The organism is Pseudomonas sp. ADAK2 TE3594 (assembly GCF_053628675.1).
The window spans coordinates 2,112,391-2,127,101 of sequence record NZ_JBRJGV010000001.1 but is presented as its reverse complement, the minus strand read 5'-3'; the positions used below and the strand labels follow the sequence as shown (position 1 = coordinate 2,127,101).

Here is a 14,711-nt window from a genome sequence, read left to right as displayed (position 1 = left end):
GATGAACCTGTCCCCTCTCAATCGCCGACGTTTCGAACTGTTCAAGGCCAACAAGCGTGGCTGGTGGTCGCTGTGGCTGTTCCTGATTCTGTTCGGCGCAAGCCTCGGTGCCGAACTGATCGCCAACGACAAACCGCTGGTGGTGCACTACGACAACGCCTGGTACTTCCCGGCCCTCAAGCGCTACCCGGAAACCGCGTTCGGTGGCGAATTCCCGCTGGAAGCCAACTACAAGAGCCCGTACATCCGCGAACTGCTCAAGGCCAAGGACGCCTGGGTTGTGTGGGCGCCGATCCCCTACAGCTACCAGAGCATCAACTACGACCTGAAAGTCCCGGCCCCGGCGCCGCCTTCGGCCGATAACCTGCTGGGCACCGACGATCAGGGGCGCGATGTGCTGGCCCGGGTGATTTACGGCTTCCGGATTTCGGTGTTGTTTGCCCTGACCCTGACCATTCTCAGCTCGATCATCGGCGTGATCGCCGGGGCCTTGCAGGGTTTTTATGGCGGCTGGGTCGATCTGGCCGGACAGCGTTTTCTGGAGATCTGGTCCGGGTTGCCGGTGCTGTACCTGCTGATCATTCTGGCCAGTTTCGTGCAGCCAAATTTCTGGTGGCTGCTGGGGATCATGCTGCTGTTCTCGTGGATGAGCCTGGTGGATGTGGTGCGCGCCGAATTCCTGCGCGGTCGTAACCTGGAATACGTGCGCGCGGCGCGGGCGCTGGGCATGCAGAATGGTGCGATCATGTTCCGCCACATTTTGCCCAACGCCATGGTCTCGACCATGACCTTCATGCCGTTCATCTTGACCGGCGCCATCGGCACCCTGACCGCCCTGGATTTCCTCGGCTTCGGCCTGCCGCCGGGCGCGCCGTCCCTGGGTGAACTGGTGGCCCAGGGCAAATCCAACCTGCAAGCGCCGTGGCTCGGTATGAGTGCGTTTGCGGTGCTGGCGCTGATGTTGAGTTTGCTGGTGTTCATCGGCGAGTCCGCTCGCGATGCCTTCGACCCGAGGAAGTGAAATGAATCAGGACAATCTGATCGAAGTGCGCGACCTGGCCGTCGAATTTGTCGTCGGTGAACGCGTGCAGCGGGTGGTCGAAGGCGTGAGCTTCGACATCAAGCGTGGCGAAACCCTGGCGCTGGTGGGCGAAAGCGGCTCCGGCAAATCGGTGACCGCCCACTCGATCCTGCGACTGCTGCCCTACCCGCTGGCCCGGCATCCGTCCGGCACTATCACTTATTCCGACCAGAATCTGCTGGACCTGAAAGAGAAAACCATCCGCCACATCCGCGGCAACCGGATCGCGATGATCTTCCAGGAGCCGATGACCTCGCTCAATCCGCTGCATTCGATCGAGAAGCAGATCAACGAAGTGTTGGGCATCCACAAAGGCCTGACCGGCAAAGTCGCGACCAAACGCACGCTGGAACTGCTGGAAATGGTCGGCATCCCCGAACCGGAGAAGCGCCTCAAGGCCCTGCCCCACGAATTGTCCGGCGGCCAGCGTCAGCGGGTGATGATCGCGATGGCCCTGGCCAATGAGCCGGAACTGTTGATTGCCGACGAACCGACCACGGCGCTGGACGTGACCGTTCAACTGAAAATTCTCGAACTGCTCAAGGAATTGCAGGCCCGTCTGGGCATGGCATTGTTACTGATCAGTCACGATTTGAACCTTGTACGAAGAATTGCGCATCGCGTATGTGTCATGCAGCGTGGTTGCATCGTCGAACAGGCATCGTGCGAAGAATTGTTCCGCGCGCCGCAGCATCCGTACACGCGGGAACTGCTGGCAGCGGAGCCCAGCGGCAAGCCGGCGACTAACGTTATCGGCCCGCCCTTGCTGCAAGTCGAGGACCTGAAAGTCTGGTTCCCGATCAAGAAAGGCTTTCTGAAAAAGACCGTGGACCATATCAAAGCGGTCGACGGGATCAATTTCAGTCTGCCCCAGGGCCAGACCCTGGGGATTGTGGGAGAAAGCGGTTCCGGCAAGTCGACGCTCGGCCTGGCGATTTTGCGGCTGATCGGTAGCAAAGGCGCCATCCGTTTTGAAGGCAAGCAGCTAGACTGCCTGACGCAGCAACAGATTCGACCGCTGCGACGGGAAATGCAGGTGGTGTTCCAGGACCCCTTCGGCAGCCTGAGCCCACGGATGTGCGTGAGCCAGATCGTCGGCGAAGGCCTGCGGATCCACAAGATGGGCACCGAGGCAGAACAGGAACAAGCGATTATTGCGGCACTCAAGGAGGTAGGTCTGGACCCGGAAACCCGGCACCGCTACCCCCACGAATTTTCCGGTGGGCAACGGCAAAGAATCGCCATTGCCCGGGCATTAGTGCTAAAACCGGCGTTGATTCTGCTGGACGAGCCGACTTCGGCCCTCGACCGCACCGTGCAACGCCAAGTGGTGGAGCTGCTACGTTCACTGCAAACCAAGTACAACCTGACGTATCTGTTTATCAGCCATGACCTGGCTGTCGTCAAAGCGCTGAGCCACCAGCTGATGGTGGTCAAGCATGGCCAAGTGGTCGAACAGGGAGACGCGCAAAGTATCTTTGCCGCCCCCCAACATCCGTATACACAGCAGTTGCTGGAAGCCGCTTTTCTGGCACCAGCCACTGCGCAATAAACCTGAAAAGAGGAGCAACACATGGGTTTTCTCGCCGGTAAGCGCGTACTGATCGTCGGTGTCGCCAGCAAGCTGTCCATCGCATCCGGCATCGCTGCCGCCATGCATCGCGAGGGCGCTGAGCTTGCCTTCACTTATCAGAACGACAAACTCAAGGGTCGTGTCGAAGAATTCGCACAAGGCTGGGGCTCGAGCCCTGAGCTGTGCTTCCCGTGCGACGTGGCCAGCGATGAAGAAATCGCCAAGGTCTTCGAAGCACTGAGCAAGAAGTGGGACGGCCTGGACTGCATCGTGCACTCCGTCGGCTTCGCCCCGGGCGACCAACTGGACGGCGACTTCACCGAAGCCACCACCCGTGAAGGTTTCCGCATCGCTCACGACATCAGCGCCTACAGCTTCGTGGCCCTGGCCAAGGCTGGCCGCGAAATGATGAAAGGCCGCAATGGCAGCCTGCTGACCCTGTCGTACCTGGGCGCCGAGCGCACCATGCCGAACTACAACGTGATGGGCATGGCCAAGGCTTCGCTGGAAGCTGGCGTGCGTTACCTGGCCGGCTCCCTGGGCCCGGACGGCACCCGCGTGAACTGCGTATCGGCTGGCCCGATCCGTACCCTCGCCGCTTCCGGCATCAAGAACTTCCGCAAAATGCTGGCCGCCAACGAAGCGCAAACCCCGCTGCGTCGTAACGTCACCATCGACGAAGTCGGCAACGCCGGCGCCTTCCTGTGCTCGGACCTGGCGTCCGGCATCAGCGGCGAAATCATGTACGTAGACGGCGGCTTCAACACCACCGCCATGGGCAACATCGAAGAGTGATCTTCGAGTTGCACTGAAAAAACCCGCCTCTGGAGGCGGGTTTTTTTATGCCTGCAATTTACGAGACGACTCGCTCCATTGTGGGAGCGAGCCTGCTCGCGATAGCGGTGTGTCAGTCAACATCAAACGTGAATCTCAGTCCGTCATCGCGAGCAGGCTCGCTCCCACAGGGTTGTGGGTTCAGTCGTCGATTGGTGTCAGGCACCGCGCAAACAACTGTTGGATCGGCTGCATACGCTGGCTGTAACGCTGCAGCAACACGATCTCCCGATAGAGCGTCAGTTCGCCCAATTCGATCACCCTCACCCTGGCGCCGTGTTCAAGCCACAGCCCTGCCTTGGGCAGCAATGAAATGCCCAATCCGCACTCGACCATTTTCACGATGGCTTCCAGTTCATCCAGCTCAAGGGCCACGTGCACGTCGATCCGCTGCTCGCGCAAAAATCGCGTGATCAAGCGTCCACCGAACGAGTTGCGGTCGTAGCGCACATGAGGATGGTCCGCCAGCAACTGCAGCGGGTCATCGCCTTCAAGGTTGGCCGGAACGACCAGCACGAATGGCTCCTTGCGAATCACCTGTGCCGACAACTCCTTGGGCAAGTCGAATGGCGGCTTGATCAGGATGGCCAGATCCACCTCACCGGTGTCGACCTGACTCAACAGATTCAGCGACACACCGGGCACCAGCTTCGGCTCCAGCAGCGGTGCCTGTTGACGCAATCGTAACAACGCCTGGGGCAACAGCCCGGTCTGGACCGTAGCTACCGCACCAATCTTCAACTCGCCGCGATACTCGCTGACATCATCGCTGACGGCCATGCGACTGAAGGTTTCCAGCATCTCTCTGGCCATCGGCAACGCTCGTTGCCCTGCAGCATTGAGCAACGCTTGGCGCCCCGTTCGGTCGAACAAGCGAATGCCCAGCGCCTGTTCCAGATTGCGAATCTGTGCGCTGACCGCCGACTGCGTGAGGCCGATGTGCATGCCCGCCGCGGCGAAGGTGCCATAGCGCGTCACGGCAATGAAGGTTTTCAGTTCCCGCAGCATGCGGCTCTCCAATTGATCGAAATAATTTGAGCTCGCCGCAAAAACTATCGTCTTTCAATCAAAAAGCACAGGGCTAAACTCGATCCCAACCCAACCTGTCGAGGTACCTCCGATGCAACTGTCCCCTTTTCACTTGGCTATCCCGGTTTACGACTTGGCCGCCGCCCGACGTTTCTATGGCGAAGTATTCGGTCTGGAAGAAGGTCGCTCCAGCGACCATTGGGTCGATTTCAATTTCTTCGGCCATCAACTGGTCATTCACCTGGCGCCGAAAAACGCGTCTCAGGAAGCGGCCCACACCAATGCCGTGGATGGACATAACGTACCGGTTCCGCACTTTGGCGTAGTGCTGGGCATGGAGGAATGGGAAAACCTGGCCGAGCGTTTGAAGTCCCTGGGCACCCGTTTTGTGATCGAGCCCGGTATCCGCTTCCAGGGGCTGGTGGGCGAACAGGCCACGATGTTTCTCTTCGACCCCTGCGGCAACGCCCTGGAGTTCAAGGCGTTCAAGAACATCGACCAGTTGTTCGCCAAATGATCGGCCGTGCTCTTGATGCCACCGCTCTCAGCGAGGCAGTAACCCATGGCGAGACGAGCGCTGCGGCCATCGCCGAGCGCTTTCTTGAGTGCATTCAGACGCTGGAGCCGGACATCCAGGCCTTCGTCTCGTTCGATGCCCGCCAGGTGCGTGCCGCTGCCGCACAATGCCCCGGCCAAGGCTTGCTGGCCGGAGTGCCGGTGGGCATCAAGGACATCTTCGACAGCGCCGACCATCCCACGCAATTTCATTCGCCCATTTACGCCGGCCATCAACCGTCCCGCGACGCCCACGTGGTGACGCTGCTGCGCCAGGCCGGAGCGCTGATCATGGGCAAGACCCACACCACCGAATTTGCGTACATGCACACCGGCCCGACCCGCAACCCCCACAACCTCGCCTGCACGCCGGGCAGCTCCAGCGCTGGCTCGGCGGCCGGGATGGCAGCGGGTTTCTTTGCCCTGGCACTGGGCACCCAGACCGCTGGCTCGTTGCTCAAGCCGGCGTCCTACTGCGGCCTCTTCGCCTTCAAACCGTCGTTGGGCCTGGTATCGCTGGAAGGCGTAAAGCCGCTGGCGCCGAGCTTTGACACCGTGGGCTGGTACGGTCGATCGGTACGTGATCTGCACCTCGTGGCGCGAGTGTTGATTCCCGGCTTCGTAGTACCTGACGTCGAACGGCGTCCGCTGCAATTGGGTTTCTGCCGCACATCGCGCTGGGACCAGGTGGACCCCGAGGTGGCCCGTGCGCTGGAGCTGGCAGTGGATCAGTTGCGCGGCGCCGGCCATCACGTCAGCGAAGTGCGGCTGCCGGATGAGTTTGCCGGTGTGTTCGATGATCATCAGTTGATCAACGATTGCGAAGGTGCTCGCTCGCTGGCGAAGGAGTTTCAACAACACCGGGCACTACTGAGCCCTTCGACACTGGCCATGTTCGAGCGAGCGGCGGCGACAACATGGGAACAGGAATCTGCTGCCAAGGCGCGCCTGGCCAATCTTGCCCCGCGTTTGAATGAGCTTTGCCACCCCTTCGACGCCATGCTTGGTGCCACTTGCGCGATGGTCGCGCCGATGGGCCTGGAAAGCACCGGGCCGTCGGACTTCATCAAGTTCTGGGGGGCGTTCGGCTGGCCGCAAGTAAATATTCCGCTGATTCGCGCCGAAGGCAGTCTACCGATCGGATTACAGATAATCGGACGGTTCAGAGACGATGGCCGGCTGTTGCGAACAGCCGGGCACGTTGCAGCGGTCTTGCAAGACGCCACTCAACAATGACGAGCGTCGAACTGTCGGTCGCGTATCGCCTTATCGACCAAAGCCAGCAAATTTTCCGCTGTCTGGTGTAGCCGAGGATCAAACTCGATCTGCCCGATACTGAAGCGAATGTCATAGCCATGATGCGCCGTGGCATTGCGTTCCTTGAGTATTTCTTCGAGGCGCGCTCTGATCGCGGCGATTTCCACGGTATCGGCGCCGGTCAACAAGGCAGCAAATTCATCGCTGCCCAACCGGCCGATCACATCGCTCTCGCGAAAGGCGATGCGTAGCACATCGGCGAAGGTTTTCAGGGCATCGTCGCCCTCGGCACGACCGTACAGCTGATTGATGCGCTTGAAGTCATCAAGGTCGAAAAACAGCAGCGTCGCGGGTATGCCCAACTGCTGACAAGCCTCTAGCGCCAACCGAGCCAAAGCCTCGAAGCCATGTCGATTGGAGAGCAGCGTCAACTCATCCATGCTCGCCATCTGCACGCCCATCAGTTCTTGCTCGGCCTTACGCGCCATGTCGCGCAGTACATCGCGATCCTTCACTGCGCTGTCGAGGACATTCGGCGCACGCAGGTCTGCGCCAGCGCCGGGTTTGAGCGGTTTACCTGGGGTTAACATCATTCACTCCTTGATGGATATGAACGTTAGAGTCGTTCACACCCGGTATGACTCCCTATAAACGCGCCGTTGGTCAGCTACCCGCCAGCGGACACGGCCCTCCAGCGTCGGCCCAGAGTTTGAACTGGGTGACAAAAATATCGTGGGGCACCGGCACCGGCGCCCGTCCCTCACCCGGACGCCAGCCCCAGAGCACCAGCTTGTCCTCGCTGACATGCTTGATCAGTGCCGCAAAATCACGATCGCCATTGCTGGAGCGGTCCTTGATCATCGCGCACAACTTGTCGGCTGGCAGACCGATCCAGGCCATTTTGTGTGCGGCTGGCGGCAGGCTCCAATGCGGCGCCCCGGGCGGTGCATGAGGCCCATAACTGGCCGGTGGATTGCTTTCGGCATGACAGGTAGCACATGGCAAACCGGCCGAACCCTTGCCATCCATGCCGCGAACCACGTTCATTGCGTGAGGCATGCCGGCGTCGAACTGCAACGGCGAATCGCCGGGGATATGACAGTTCTGACAACGCGGGCTCTGGAACACTTTCTGCACCGTGTCGAACGCCTTCACCGCCGCTTTATCGTCAGCGAACAGGTCCGAGGCATAGCCGCTCAGCCCGATCAACACCACCGTACCAAGAACCAGATGTCGTCTCATCTCACACCCCCGACAGTTGCAGTGGCAGTTCCCGCAGACGCTGCCCGGTCAGGGCAAACACCGCGTTCGCCACTGCCGGCGCCACCGGAGGCACACCGACCTCGCCGACGCCACCGGGCTTGTCGCTACTGGGGACGATATGCACCTCGACCACCGGCATCTCGTTCAGGCGCAGCACCTGATAGTCGTGATAATTGGATTGCTCCACCTGACCGTCCTTGAACGTCAGTTTGCTGTGCAAGGTAAAACTGAGACCAAAGGTGATGCCTGACTCCATCTGCGCGGCGATGCTCTGCGGATTGACCGCAATGCCGCAGTCCACCGCGCACACCACCCGGTGCACACGAATCGCCAGGTTGTCCTGCGACACCTCGACCACCTGAGCGACATAGCTGCCGAAAGATTCATGCACCGCCACGCCCAATGCGTGACCGTCCGGCAACGGTGCTTTCCAGTTGGCTTTCTCCACCGCCAGATTCAGCACGCCCAGATGCCGCGGATGCGCCTTGAGCAAGGCGCGTCGGTATTCCACCGGATCCTTGCCGGCCGCGTCTGCCAATTCATCGATCAACGACTCCATGACGAATGCCGTGTGGGTGTGCCCCACCGAACGCAACCACAGCACACTGATGCCGGTTTGCGGTGAATGCAGTTCGACCTGGTGGTTGGCCAGCCCCTCAAGATAAGGGCTGTCGGCCACCCCTTCGACGGAGGTTTTGTCGATGCCATCCTTGACCATGGTCGCCGCGAACGACGTGCCCGTCAGGATCGACTGCCCGACCAGGACATGCTTCCAGGCCATTGGCATACCGTCGGCATCCAGGCCGATGCGCGCCTGATGCAGGAATGCCGAGCGGTAGTAACCGCCGCGAATGTCATCCTCTCGGGCCCAGACGGTTTTCACCGGCGCGCCTGCCGCCTTGGCGACGTACACGGCTTCGCTGACAAAATCCGAGGTCGGGTTGGCTCGACGCCCGAAGCCGCCGCCGAGGAATTGGGTGTGGATCTCGACCTGTTCGGGTTTGAGCCCGGTGATCTTCCCCGCGATCATCTGATCCAGCGTCTGAAACTGCGTGCCGGTCCAGATTTCGCATTTGTCCTTGGAGATTTTCACCGTGCAATTGAGCGGTTCCATCGGCGCGTGGGCCAGGTACGGCACGCTGTATTCAGCCTCAATCGTCTTCGCCGCTTTGCCTAGCGTCGCCGTCGCATCCCCGGCCTTACTGGCGGAAGTGCCGGGGGTGGCGGCGAGTTTACGGAAGCTTTCCAGCAGTTGTTGACTGTCGAGCCCGGCGTTCGGCCCCAGCTCCCATTCGACCTTCAGCGCATCGCGCCCCAGCTTCGCCGCCCAATAATGATCGGCAATCACCGCGACACCCGTGGGCACCTGCACCACTTTGTGCACGCCCGGCACCGCCAGCGCCTCGGCGCCTTCGAAGGATTTGACGCTGCCACCGAATACCGGCGGGCGGGCGACCATCGCCGTCATGAGTCCGTCGAATTGCACGTCCATGCCGAACTTGGCCTGACCGGTGATTTTCTCCGGGGTGTCGAGGCGCTTGGTGGGTTTGCCGATGACCTTCCAGTCCTTGGCCTCCTTGAACTTGATCGAGGCCGGATCCGGCACCGGCAGCTTGCCAGCGTCATCCGCCAATTCGCCGTAAGTGGCGCGCTTGTCGCCGGCCATGACCACGCCCGATTCGGTGCGGATCTGCGAAGGCGCCACGTCGAATCGCTTGGCCGCCGCCTCGATCAGCATCAAGCGCGCCGCCGCTCCGGCCTGGCGATAGCGGTCGAACTCCATCCAGGTCGACGTCGAACCGCCGGTGATCTGCATCCCGCCAAACGCCGGCAGGCCATAATCGGCCCCCGAGGCCGGTGCATGTTCGACACGGATTTTCGACCAGTCGGCGTCCAGCTCTTCGGCGATCAACATGGTCAGGCCGGTCCAGATGCCCTGGCCCATTTCCGAATGGCCGAGCAGCACGGTGATGCTGTTGTCGTTGCCAATGCGTAAAAAGGCATTGGGGGCGAAAACGTTTCCTTGATTCTCGGCACCGAGGGCAAAGCGATTGGCACCCGGGATGACAAACGCCACCACCAGGCCGCCACCCAACACTGCGCTGCCCTTGAGAAAACCGCGACGCGAGACAGGGTTGATTCTGTTCATGGGTCAACTCCCTTCGACGTTGTATCAACCGATCTCGGCGGCACGCTTGATCGCGGCGCGGATTCTTGGGTAGGTGCCGCAGCGGCAAATGTTGCCGGACAGCGCCTGGTCGATGTCACTGTCGGTGGGCTTGGGGATCTTCGCCAGCAGCGCTGCCGCCGACATGATCTGCCCCGACTGGCAATAGCCGCACTGGACCACGTCGAGTTCGGCCCAGGCTTGCTGGACCGGGTGCGAGCCATCAGCGGACAAGCCTTCGATGGTGAGAATTTTCTGCCCATTAGCCACCGCCGTGGCGGGCGTTATGCAGGAGCGCAGCGGCGCGCCGTCGACGTGCACGGTGCAGGCGCCGCACTGGGCCATGCCACAACCGAATTTGGTGCCCGTCAGGTGCGCGACATCGCGCAGCACCCAGAGCAATGGCATGTCCGCGGGGACATCCAGTTCCTGGTCCTTGCCATTGATATTAAGGGTCAGCATTGCGGGTTTCCTCAGACTCACGGTGTTCTGAAGGGGCGCCTCTGCCTCGACGCCATCATTATCGTGTAGGAGCGAGGCTTGCCCGCGAAGAACGATAACGCGGTGTGACAGCAATGACGCCTTCGCGAGCAAGCTTCGCTCCTACAAGGTCGGCGGGTTACGCGCGCCTTGGGTTATCCCTACAGCTAAGCGCAATTTGACCCACAAGCCATGTTCATCGACCACCGGTCGCTGCTACGCGGATTGATCGGAAGTTGGCCTGGGACTACCTAAAAGCAAACCAATATCATTTGCGAGACTTCCGGCCATTTGCTTTAATCGCGACCAATTCTTATTTGCACCCGCGACGCCGGTCGCCATGGACGTGTGCTCTCAATGACAATCGCCGACTTTTCTTCGGTTCAAAACCTCTATACCTGCCACCACCAATGGCTGTACGAGTTGTTGCGTCGACGCCTCAGCAATGCGATGGATGCCGCGGATCTCGCTCATGACACCTTCATGCGAGTGCTCAAGCGGCCACAGGCGTTTGACTGCGACGTTCGAGAGCGCTCCTACCTGGCGACCATTGCTCGCGGTTTGTGCATTGATCACTGGCGTCGTCGGCAGTTGGAACACGCCTGGCTGCAGACCCTCGCCGTACGCCCTCCCGCCTTGCAACCTTCACCGGAACAACGGGCGATCATTGTCGAGACCCTGCACGAAGTGGACGCCCTGCTACAGCGCTTGCCCAAACGAGTCAGCGATGCATTTATCCTGGCTCAGTTGCACGGCATGCCCTATCGACTCATCGCCAGCGAGATCGGCGTGAGCGAGCGCATGGTCAAGAAGTACCTGGCCCAGGCCATGATGCACTGCGCGATCCTCGAGGCCGAACTCGATGGGTTGCTGATTGAATAACCCGATGCCCGCCGCCCCCTTGAAAAAACTCAGCCATGCCAGCCTCGAGCAAGCGGCTCAGTGGTATGTGCAACTCCACGACCCACAAGTAGCCGACCACGAACGCCTGCGCTGGCAGGATTGGCTGGCTCAAAGTACTGACCATCAGGACGCCTGGCGCTACATCGAACGGGTCGGGCAACGCTTCACCCCGCTGCAACACGACAGCGAACAACAGGCCATAAGCCAGGTTCTGCGCAGCACCGGGCGCTCGCCGATCAGTCGCCGCCAGACCCTCAAGAGCCTGTTGATCCTCACCGCTGGCAGCCTGACGGGATGGGCCGCCTGGCGCGGCACGCCGCTGCCGGAAACGTTCGGGCGGTTCACTGCCGACCTCGCGACCGGCACCGGGGAAACCCGCGAAACCGTGCTCAACGATGGCAGCCGGATCTGGCTGAATGCACTCAGCGCACTGAACGTCCGCTTCGATGCCACGCAACGTTTGCTGCAGTTGCAGTGCGGCGAAGTGTTGATCGACACCGCCAAGGACCCCGGTCGACCGTTTTTGCTGGAAACCGCCCAAGGGCAACTGCGGGCGCTGGGTACCCGCTTCAGTGTTCGCCAAGAGGATCGGCAGACGTTGCTGAACGTCTATGCAGGCGCGGTTGAAGTCCGCACCCGCCAAGGCGCGGTACAGGTTGTCGAGGCCGGTCGGCAACTGGCGTTCAGCGACAGCGCAATAGCGCTGAGCACCGCCGCCAGCCCCTCACGGGAAGCCTGGCGCCATGGCCTGCTGCTGGCAGACAACCTGCCACTGGGCCAGTTGATCGACGAATTGAATCGCTACCGTCCGGGGCATTTGCACTGCGATCCGGCAGTCGCCGAGCTGCCGGTCATGGGCTCGTTCCCGCTCAAGGACACCGATCAGGCATTGCGCCTGCTGGAAGCGGCATTGCCGATCCGGGTGCAAAAAACCTTCGCCTGGTGGGTCAGCGTCGGCCCGAAAGCCTGAGTGGAAAAAACTCTTTTTCGGCAACGGGTTCCCTTTTGCCTTTCTCGTTCGGTTAACCCCTCAGAAGCACCTCACATTGCCGATCGAACTGATTCCAGGGAACGCCATGTCACGCAACGCCTTCACCCGCACTCGTTTTGCCCTGCGCCCCTTGGCGCTGGCTCTCCCGGCTGCATTTCTGAGCTTTTCGGCACCGTTCGCCCAAGCAGACACCACGGGCGCCAGTGAACAGTCCAGCCCCCGGACACGTCATTACGCGATAGCGGCGGGACCGTTGGCCAGCGTACTCAATCGCTTCGCCGAGCAGAGCGGAGTCTTCCTCGCCGGTCACAACGACCTCGCGGCCGGCAAGCGCAGCCCCGGCCTCGATGGCGACTACACCGACTCGCAAGCGTTGCAGCGACTGTTGCAAGGCAGTGGCCTGCAAGCCAACCCCCAAGGCAACGGCGGCTATGTGTTGCAAGCAGTGCCGGCCTCGCAAGGTGCGCTGGAACTGGACGCCACGAACATTTCCGGTCAGGGGCTGGGCGCCACCACTGAAGACACTCATTCCTACACCACCGGTTCGACGTCTTCGGCTACAGGCCTGCCGCTGTCCCTGCGCGAAACACCGCAGTCGGTGACCGTCATCACCCGTCAGCAAATGGACGACCAGGGTTCCACCAGCATCGCCGACACCCTGCGCCGCGCCCCCGGCATCAGCGTGCAGAACTACGACAGTGAACGCTGGGAGTTTTCCAGCCGTGGCCTGCCGATCACCAATTTCCAGTACGACGGCGTCAACACCGACTACGACGGTGTCTACGATTACGGCACCACCAGCACCGACATGGCGACCTTCGACCGCGTGGAAATCATCAAAGGCGCAACGGGCCTGATGACCGGTTCGGGCGATCCCTCGGCCACCGTCAACCTGATCCGCAAGCGCCCGACCAAAGAATTCAAGGCATCGATCGCCGGCACGGTCGGTTCCTGGGACAACTATCGCAGCGAAGGCGACATTTCCGGCCCGCTGACCGAAAGCGGCAACGTGCGCGGACGGTTCGTCGGGGTCTATCAGGATCGCAGCGCCTACATGGATCACTACCAGAACACCAAGGACATCGCCTACGGCATCCTCGAAGCGGACCTGACCCCGGACACCCTGCTGACCTTCGGCATGGACCAGCAAAATACCCGTTCTCGCGGCGCCAGCTGGACCGGTTTCCCGATGTACTCCAGCGACGGCTCGCGCACCAACTTCTCCCGCTCCTTCAACCCGGCCACCGACTGGAGCCGTCGCGACTTCACCAACCAGACGATTTTCGCCTCCGTGGAACAACGACTGGCCAACGACTGGACGCTGAAAGTCAGCTACGACCGCAAACACCGCCAGCACGACACCCTGCTCGGCTCGGCCAGCGGTGGTAATCCGGACCCGGTCACCGGTAACGGCATGTTCATGTACATGGGCAAGTTCAAGGGCGATCAGGTTCAGGACAACATCGACATCAACCTCACCGGCCCTTTCAGCCTGTTCGGTCGCGAGCATGATTTAATCGCCGGTTTCATGTCGATGAACGCCCGCCAGGACATCCCGGTTCACGGCTCGGTCTATCCGGCCCTGAACGGCAGTGTCTTTGACTGGCGTGGCGAGTTCCCCAAACCGGACATCCCGCGCATCGGCGATAACGACATCGTCCAGCGCCAGACCGGTGCCTACCTGGCCACCCGGCTCAAGCCCACCGATGATCTGTCGGTGATCCTCGGCGGCCGGGTCAGCGACTTCAAGGGCAGCGACCACCTCGACTACAGCGATCCGAACACGCCCGACGTGCGCGACGGTTATCGCCAGACTGGCGTAGTCACCCCTTACGCAGGGCTGATCTACGACCTCAACGATACTTATTCGCTGTACACCAGTTACACCAGCATCTATCAGCCGCAAATGAGCAAGGACGCCGCGCGCCAACTGCTCGACCCGGTGGAAGGCGACAGCTACGAAGCCGGCATCAAGGCCGAATACTTTGGTGGGCGCCTCAATGCCAGTTTCGCGGTGTTCCGCATTGAACAGGACAACATCGCCCAGTACGTCAGCGGCTTCGAAACCGAGTCGGTGTACACGGCCGTTCAGGGCGCGACCACCAAAGGCTTCGAGTTCGAGTTGGCCGGTGAAGTGATGGAAGGCTGGAACCTGTCGGCCGGTTACACCTACAACCACACCCGCGATGCCAAAGGCGATTACGTCTACGGCTCGGTGCTGCAAACCACCGCCCCGGAACAAGTGGTGCGCGTGTTCAGCACCTATCGACTGCCCGGCGCATGGGAAAACCTGACCGTCGGCGGCGGTGTGAACTGGCAAAGCGAGTTTTTCGGCAACGTGTTTCAGCCCAACCCCTCCGACACGGTCAACTTCGGCCAGTACTCACGCATCACCCAGGACAGCTACTACCTGGTGGACCTGATGGCACGCTATCGCTTCAACGATCACCTGAGCGCGACCGTCAACGTCAAGAACCTGTTCGACAAGACCTATTACACGGGGCTCGGCAATTTCGGCACCGGGTTCTACGGCGAACCGCGCAGTGTGCAGCTGACGACCAAGTGGGATTTCTGAGCC

General features: G+C 61.0%; 13 protein-coding genes. 8 read left to right on the top strand and 5 right to left on the bottom strand.

Translation table 11 applies throughout. The features are described 5' to 3' along the window. Position 1: 1 nt before the first annotated feature. Genes AB7M22_RS09810 through fabI form a run of 3 tightly spaced genes read left to right on the top strand, consistent with a single transcriptional unit; the run spans position 2 to position 3,449 of the window. The gene (locus tag AB7M22_RS09810) at positions 2-1,021 is read left to right on the top strand and encodes an ABC transporter permease (RefSeq protein ID WP_007906755.1); all 1,020 of its coding nucleotides are present in this window, start codon (positions 2-4) and stop codon (positions 1,019-1,021) included. A 1-nt stretch (position 1,022) separates the two neighbouring features. Next, entirely contained in the window at positions 1,023-2,633 is a 1,611-nt protein-coding gene (locus tag AB7M22_RS09805) for an ABC transporter ATP-binding protein (protein ID WP_454186113.1), read from the top strand. Between the two features lie 21 nt (positions 2,634-2,654). Then, entirely contained in the window at positions 2,655-3,449 is a 795-nt protein-coding gene (gene fabI, locus AB7M22_RS09800) for an enoyl-ACP reductase FabI (RefSeq protein ID WP_007906751.1), read from the top strand. Positions 3,450-3,629: 180 nt separating this feature from the next. Here the strand turns inward: fabI and AB7M22_RS09795 are convergent, their stop codons facing one another. Continuing rightward, the gene (locus tag AB7M22_RS09795) at positions 3,630-4,496 is read right to left on the bottom strand and encodes a LysR family transcriptional regulator (RefSeq protein WP_454186112.1); all 867 of its coding nucleotides are present in this window, start codon (positions 4,494-4,496) and stop codon (positions 3,630-3,632) included. Positions 4,497-4,608: 112 nt separating this feature from the next. Here AB7M22_RS09795 and AB7M22_RS09790 point away from each other — a divergent pair, with 112 nt between their 5' ends. Together AB7M22_RS09790 and AB7M22_RS09785 are read left to right on the top strand one after the other, a co-directional pair. Further along, positions 4,609-5,034: a VOC family protein gene (locus tag AB7M22_RS09790; RefSeq protein WP_454186111.1), complete on the top strand. Its 426-nt coding sequence runs from the start codon at positions 4,609-4,611 to the stop codon at positions 5,032-5,034. Continuing rightward, a complete protein-coding gene (locus AB7M22_RS09785; RefSeq protein ID WP_454186110.1) occupies positions 5,031-6,308 on the top strand; it encodes an amidase in 1,278 nt (425 codons plus the stop codon). Before AB7M22_RS09790 ends, AB7M22_RS09785 begins: the two co-directional genes overlap by 4 nt. On the opposite strand, the gene AB7M22_RS09780 is transcribed toward AB7M22_RS09785, so the two are convergent. The 4 genes from AB7M22_RS09780 to AB7M22_RS09765 form a co-directional block, all read right to left on the bottom strand. Next, positions 6,299-6,919: a GGDEF domain-containing protein gene (locus AB7M22_RS09780; protein WP_454186109.1), complete on the bottom strand. Its 621-nt coding sequence runs from the start codon at positions 6,917-6,919 to the stop codon at positions 6,299-6,301. The genes AB7M22_RS09785 and AB7M22_RS09780 overlap by 10 nt on opposite strands. A gap of 73 nt (positions 6,920-6,992) precedes the next feature. Continuing rightward, positions 6,993-7,571 (bottom strand): hypothetical protein, encoded by a 579-nt coding sequence (locus AB7M22_RS09775; protein ID WP_454186108.1) that lies wholly within the window; start codon positions 7,569-7,571, stop codon positions 6,993-6,995. A gap of 1 nt (position 7,572) precedes the next feature. After that, positions 7,573-9,741: a molybdopterin cofactor-binding domain-containing protein gene (locus AB7M22_RS09770; RefSeq protein ID WP_454186107.1), complete on the bottom strand. Its 2,169-nt coding sequence runs from the start codon at positions 9,739-9,741 to the stop codon at positions 7,573-7,575. 24 nt (positions 9,742-9,765) lie between these two features. Then, positions 9,766-10,221, bottom strand: coding sequence for a (2Fe-2S)-binding protein (locus AB7M22_RS09765; protein WP_454186106.1), 456 nt, complete (start codon positions 10,219-10,221; stop codon positions 9,766-9,768). Positions 10,222-10,596: 375 nt separating this feature from the next. Here AB7M22_RS09765 and AB7M22_RS09760 point away from each other — a divergent pair, with 375 nt between their 5' ends. From AB7M22_RS09760 to AB7M22_RS09750, 3 genes are all read left to right on the top strand, one after another. Next, complete coding sequence (locus tag AB7M22_RS09760; protein ID WP_454186105.1) at positions 10,597-11,121, top strand: sigma-70 family RNA polymerase sigma factor; 525 nt, start codon at positions 10,597-10,599, stop codon at positions 11,119-11,121. A 4-nt stretch (positions 11,122-11,125) separates the two neighbouring features. Next, the gene (locus AB7M22_RS09755; protein ID WP_454186104.1) at positions 11,126-12,112 is read left to right on the top strand and encodes a FecR domain-containing protein; all 987 of its coding nucleotides are present in this window, start codon (positions 11,126-11,128) and stop codon (positions 12,110-12,112) included. Positions 12,113-12,218: 106 nt separating this feature from the next. Continuing rightward, positions 12,219-14,708: a TonB-dependent siderophore receptor gene (locus tag AB7M22_RS09750; RefSeq protein WP_454186103.1), complete on the top strand. Its 2,490-nt coding sequence runs from the start codon at positions 12,219-12,221 to the stop codon at positions 14,706-14,708. Positions 14,709-14,711 lie beyond the last annotated feature (3 nt).

Coding starts and splice junctions, on each gene's coding strand:
- AB7M22_RS09810 (WP_007906755.1), top strand. CDS start 2: ATGAACCTGTCCCCTCTCAATCGCCGACGTTTCGAACTGTTCAAGGCC.
- AB7M22_RS09805 (WP_454186113.1), top strand. CDS start 1,023: ATGAATCAGGACAATCTGATCGAAGTGCGCGACCTGGCCGTCGAATTT.
- fabI (WP_007906751.1), top strand. CDS start 2,655: ATGGGTTTTCTCGCCGGTAAGCGCGTACTGATCGTCGGTGTCGCCAGC.
- AB7M22_RS09795 (WP_454186112.1), bottom strand. CDS start 4,496: ATGCTGCGGGAACTGAAAACCTTCATTGCCGTGACGCGCTATGGCACC.
- AB7M22_RS09790 (WP_454186111.1), top strand. CDS start 4,609: ATGCAACTGTCCCCTTTTCACTTGGCTATCCCGGTTTACGACTTGGCC.
- AB7M22_RS09785 (WP_454186110.1), top strand. CDS start 5,031: ATGATCGGCCGTGCTCTTGATGCCACCGCTCTCAGCGAGGCAGTAACC.
- AB7M22_RS09780 (WP_454186109.1), bottom strand. CDS start 6,919: ATGTTAACCCCAGGTAAACCGCTCAAACCCGGCGCTGGCGCAGACCTG.
- AB7M22_RS09775 (WP_454186108.1), bottom strand. CDS start 7,571: ATGAGACGACATCTGGTTCTTGGTACGGTGGTGTTGATCGGGCTGAGC.
- AB7M22_RS09770 (WP_454186107.1), bottom strand. CDS start 9,741: ATGAACAGAATCAACCCTGTCTCGCGTCGCGGTTTTCTCAAGGGCAGC.
- AB7M22_RS09765 (WP_454186106.1), bottom strand. CDS start 10,221: ATGCTGACCCTTAATATCAATGGCAAGGACCAGGAACTGGATGTCCCC.
- AB7M22_RS09760 (WP_454186105.1), top strand. CDS start 10,597: ATGACAATCGCCGACTTTTCTTCGGTTCAAAACCTCTATACCTGCCAC.
- AB7M22_RS09755 (WP_454186104.1), top strand. CDS start 11,126: ATGCCCGCCGCCCCCTTGAAAAAACTCAGCCATGCCAGCCTCGAGCAA.
- AB7M22_RS09750 (WP_454186103.1), top strand. CDS start 12,219: ATGTCACGCAACGCCTTCACCCGCACTCGTTTTGCCCTGCGCCCCTTG.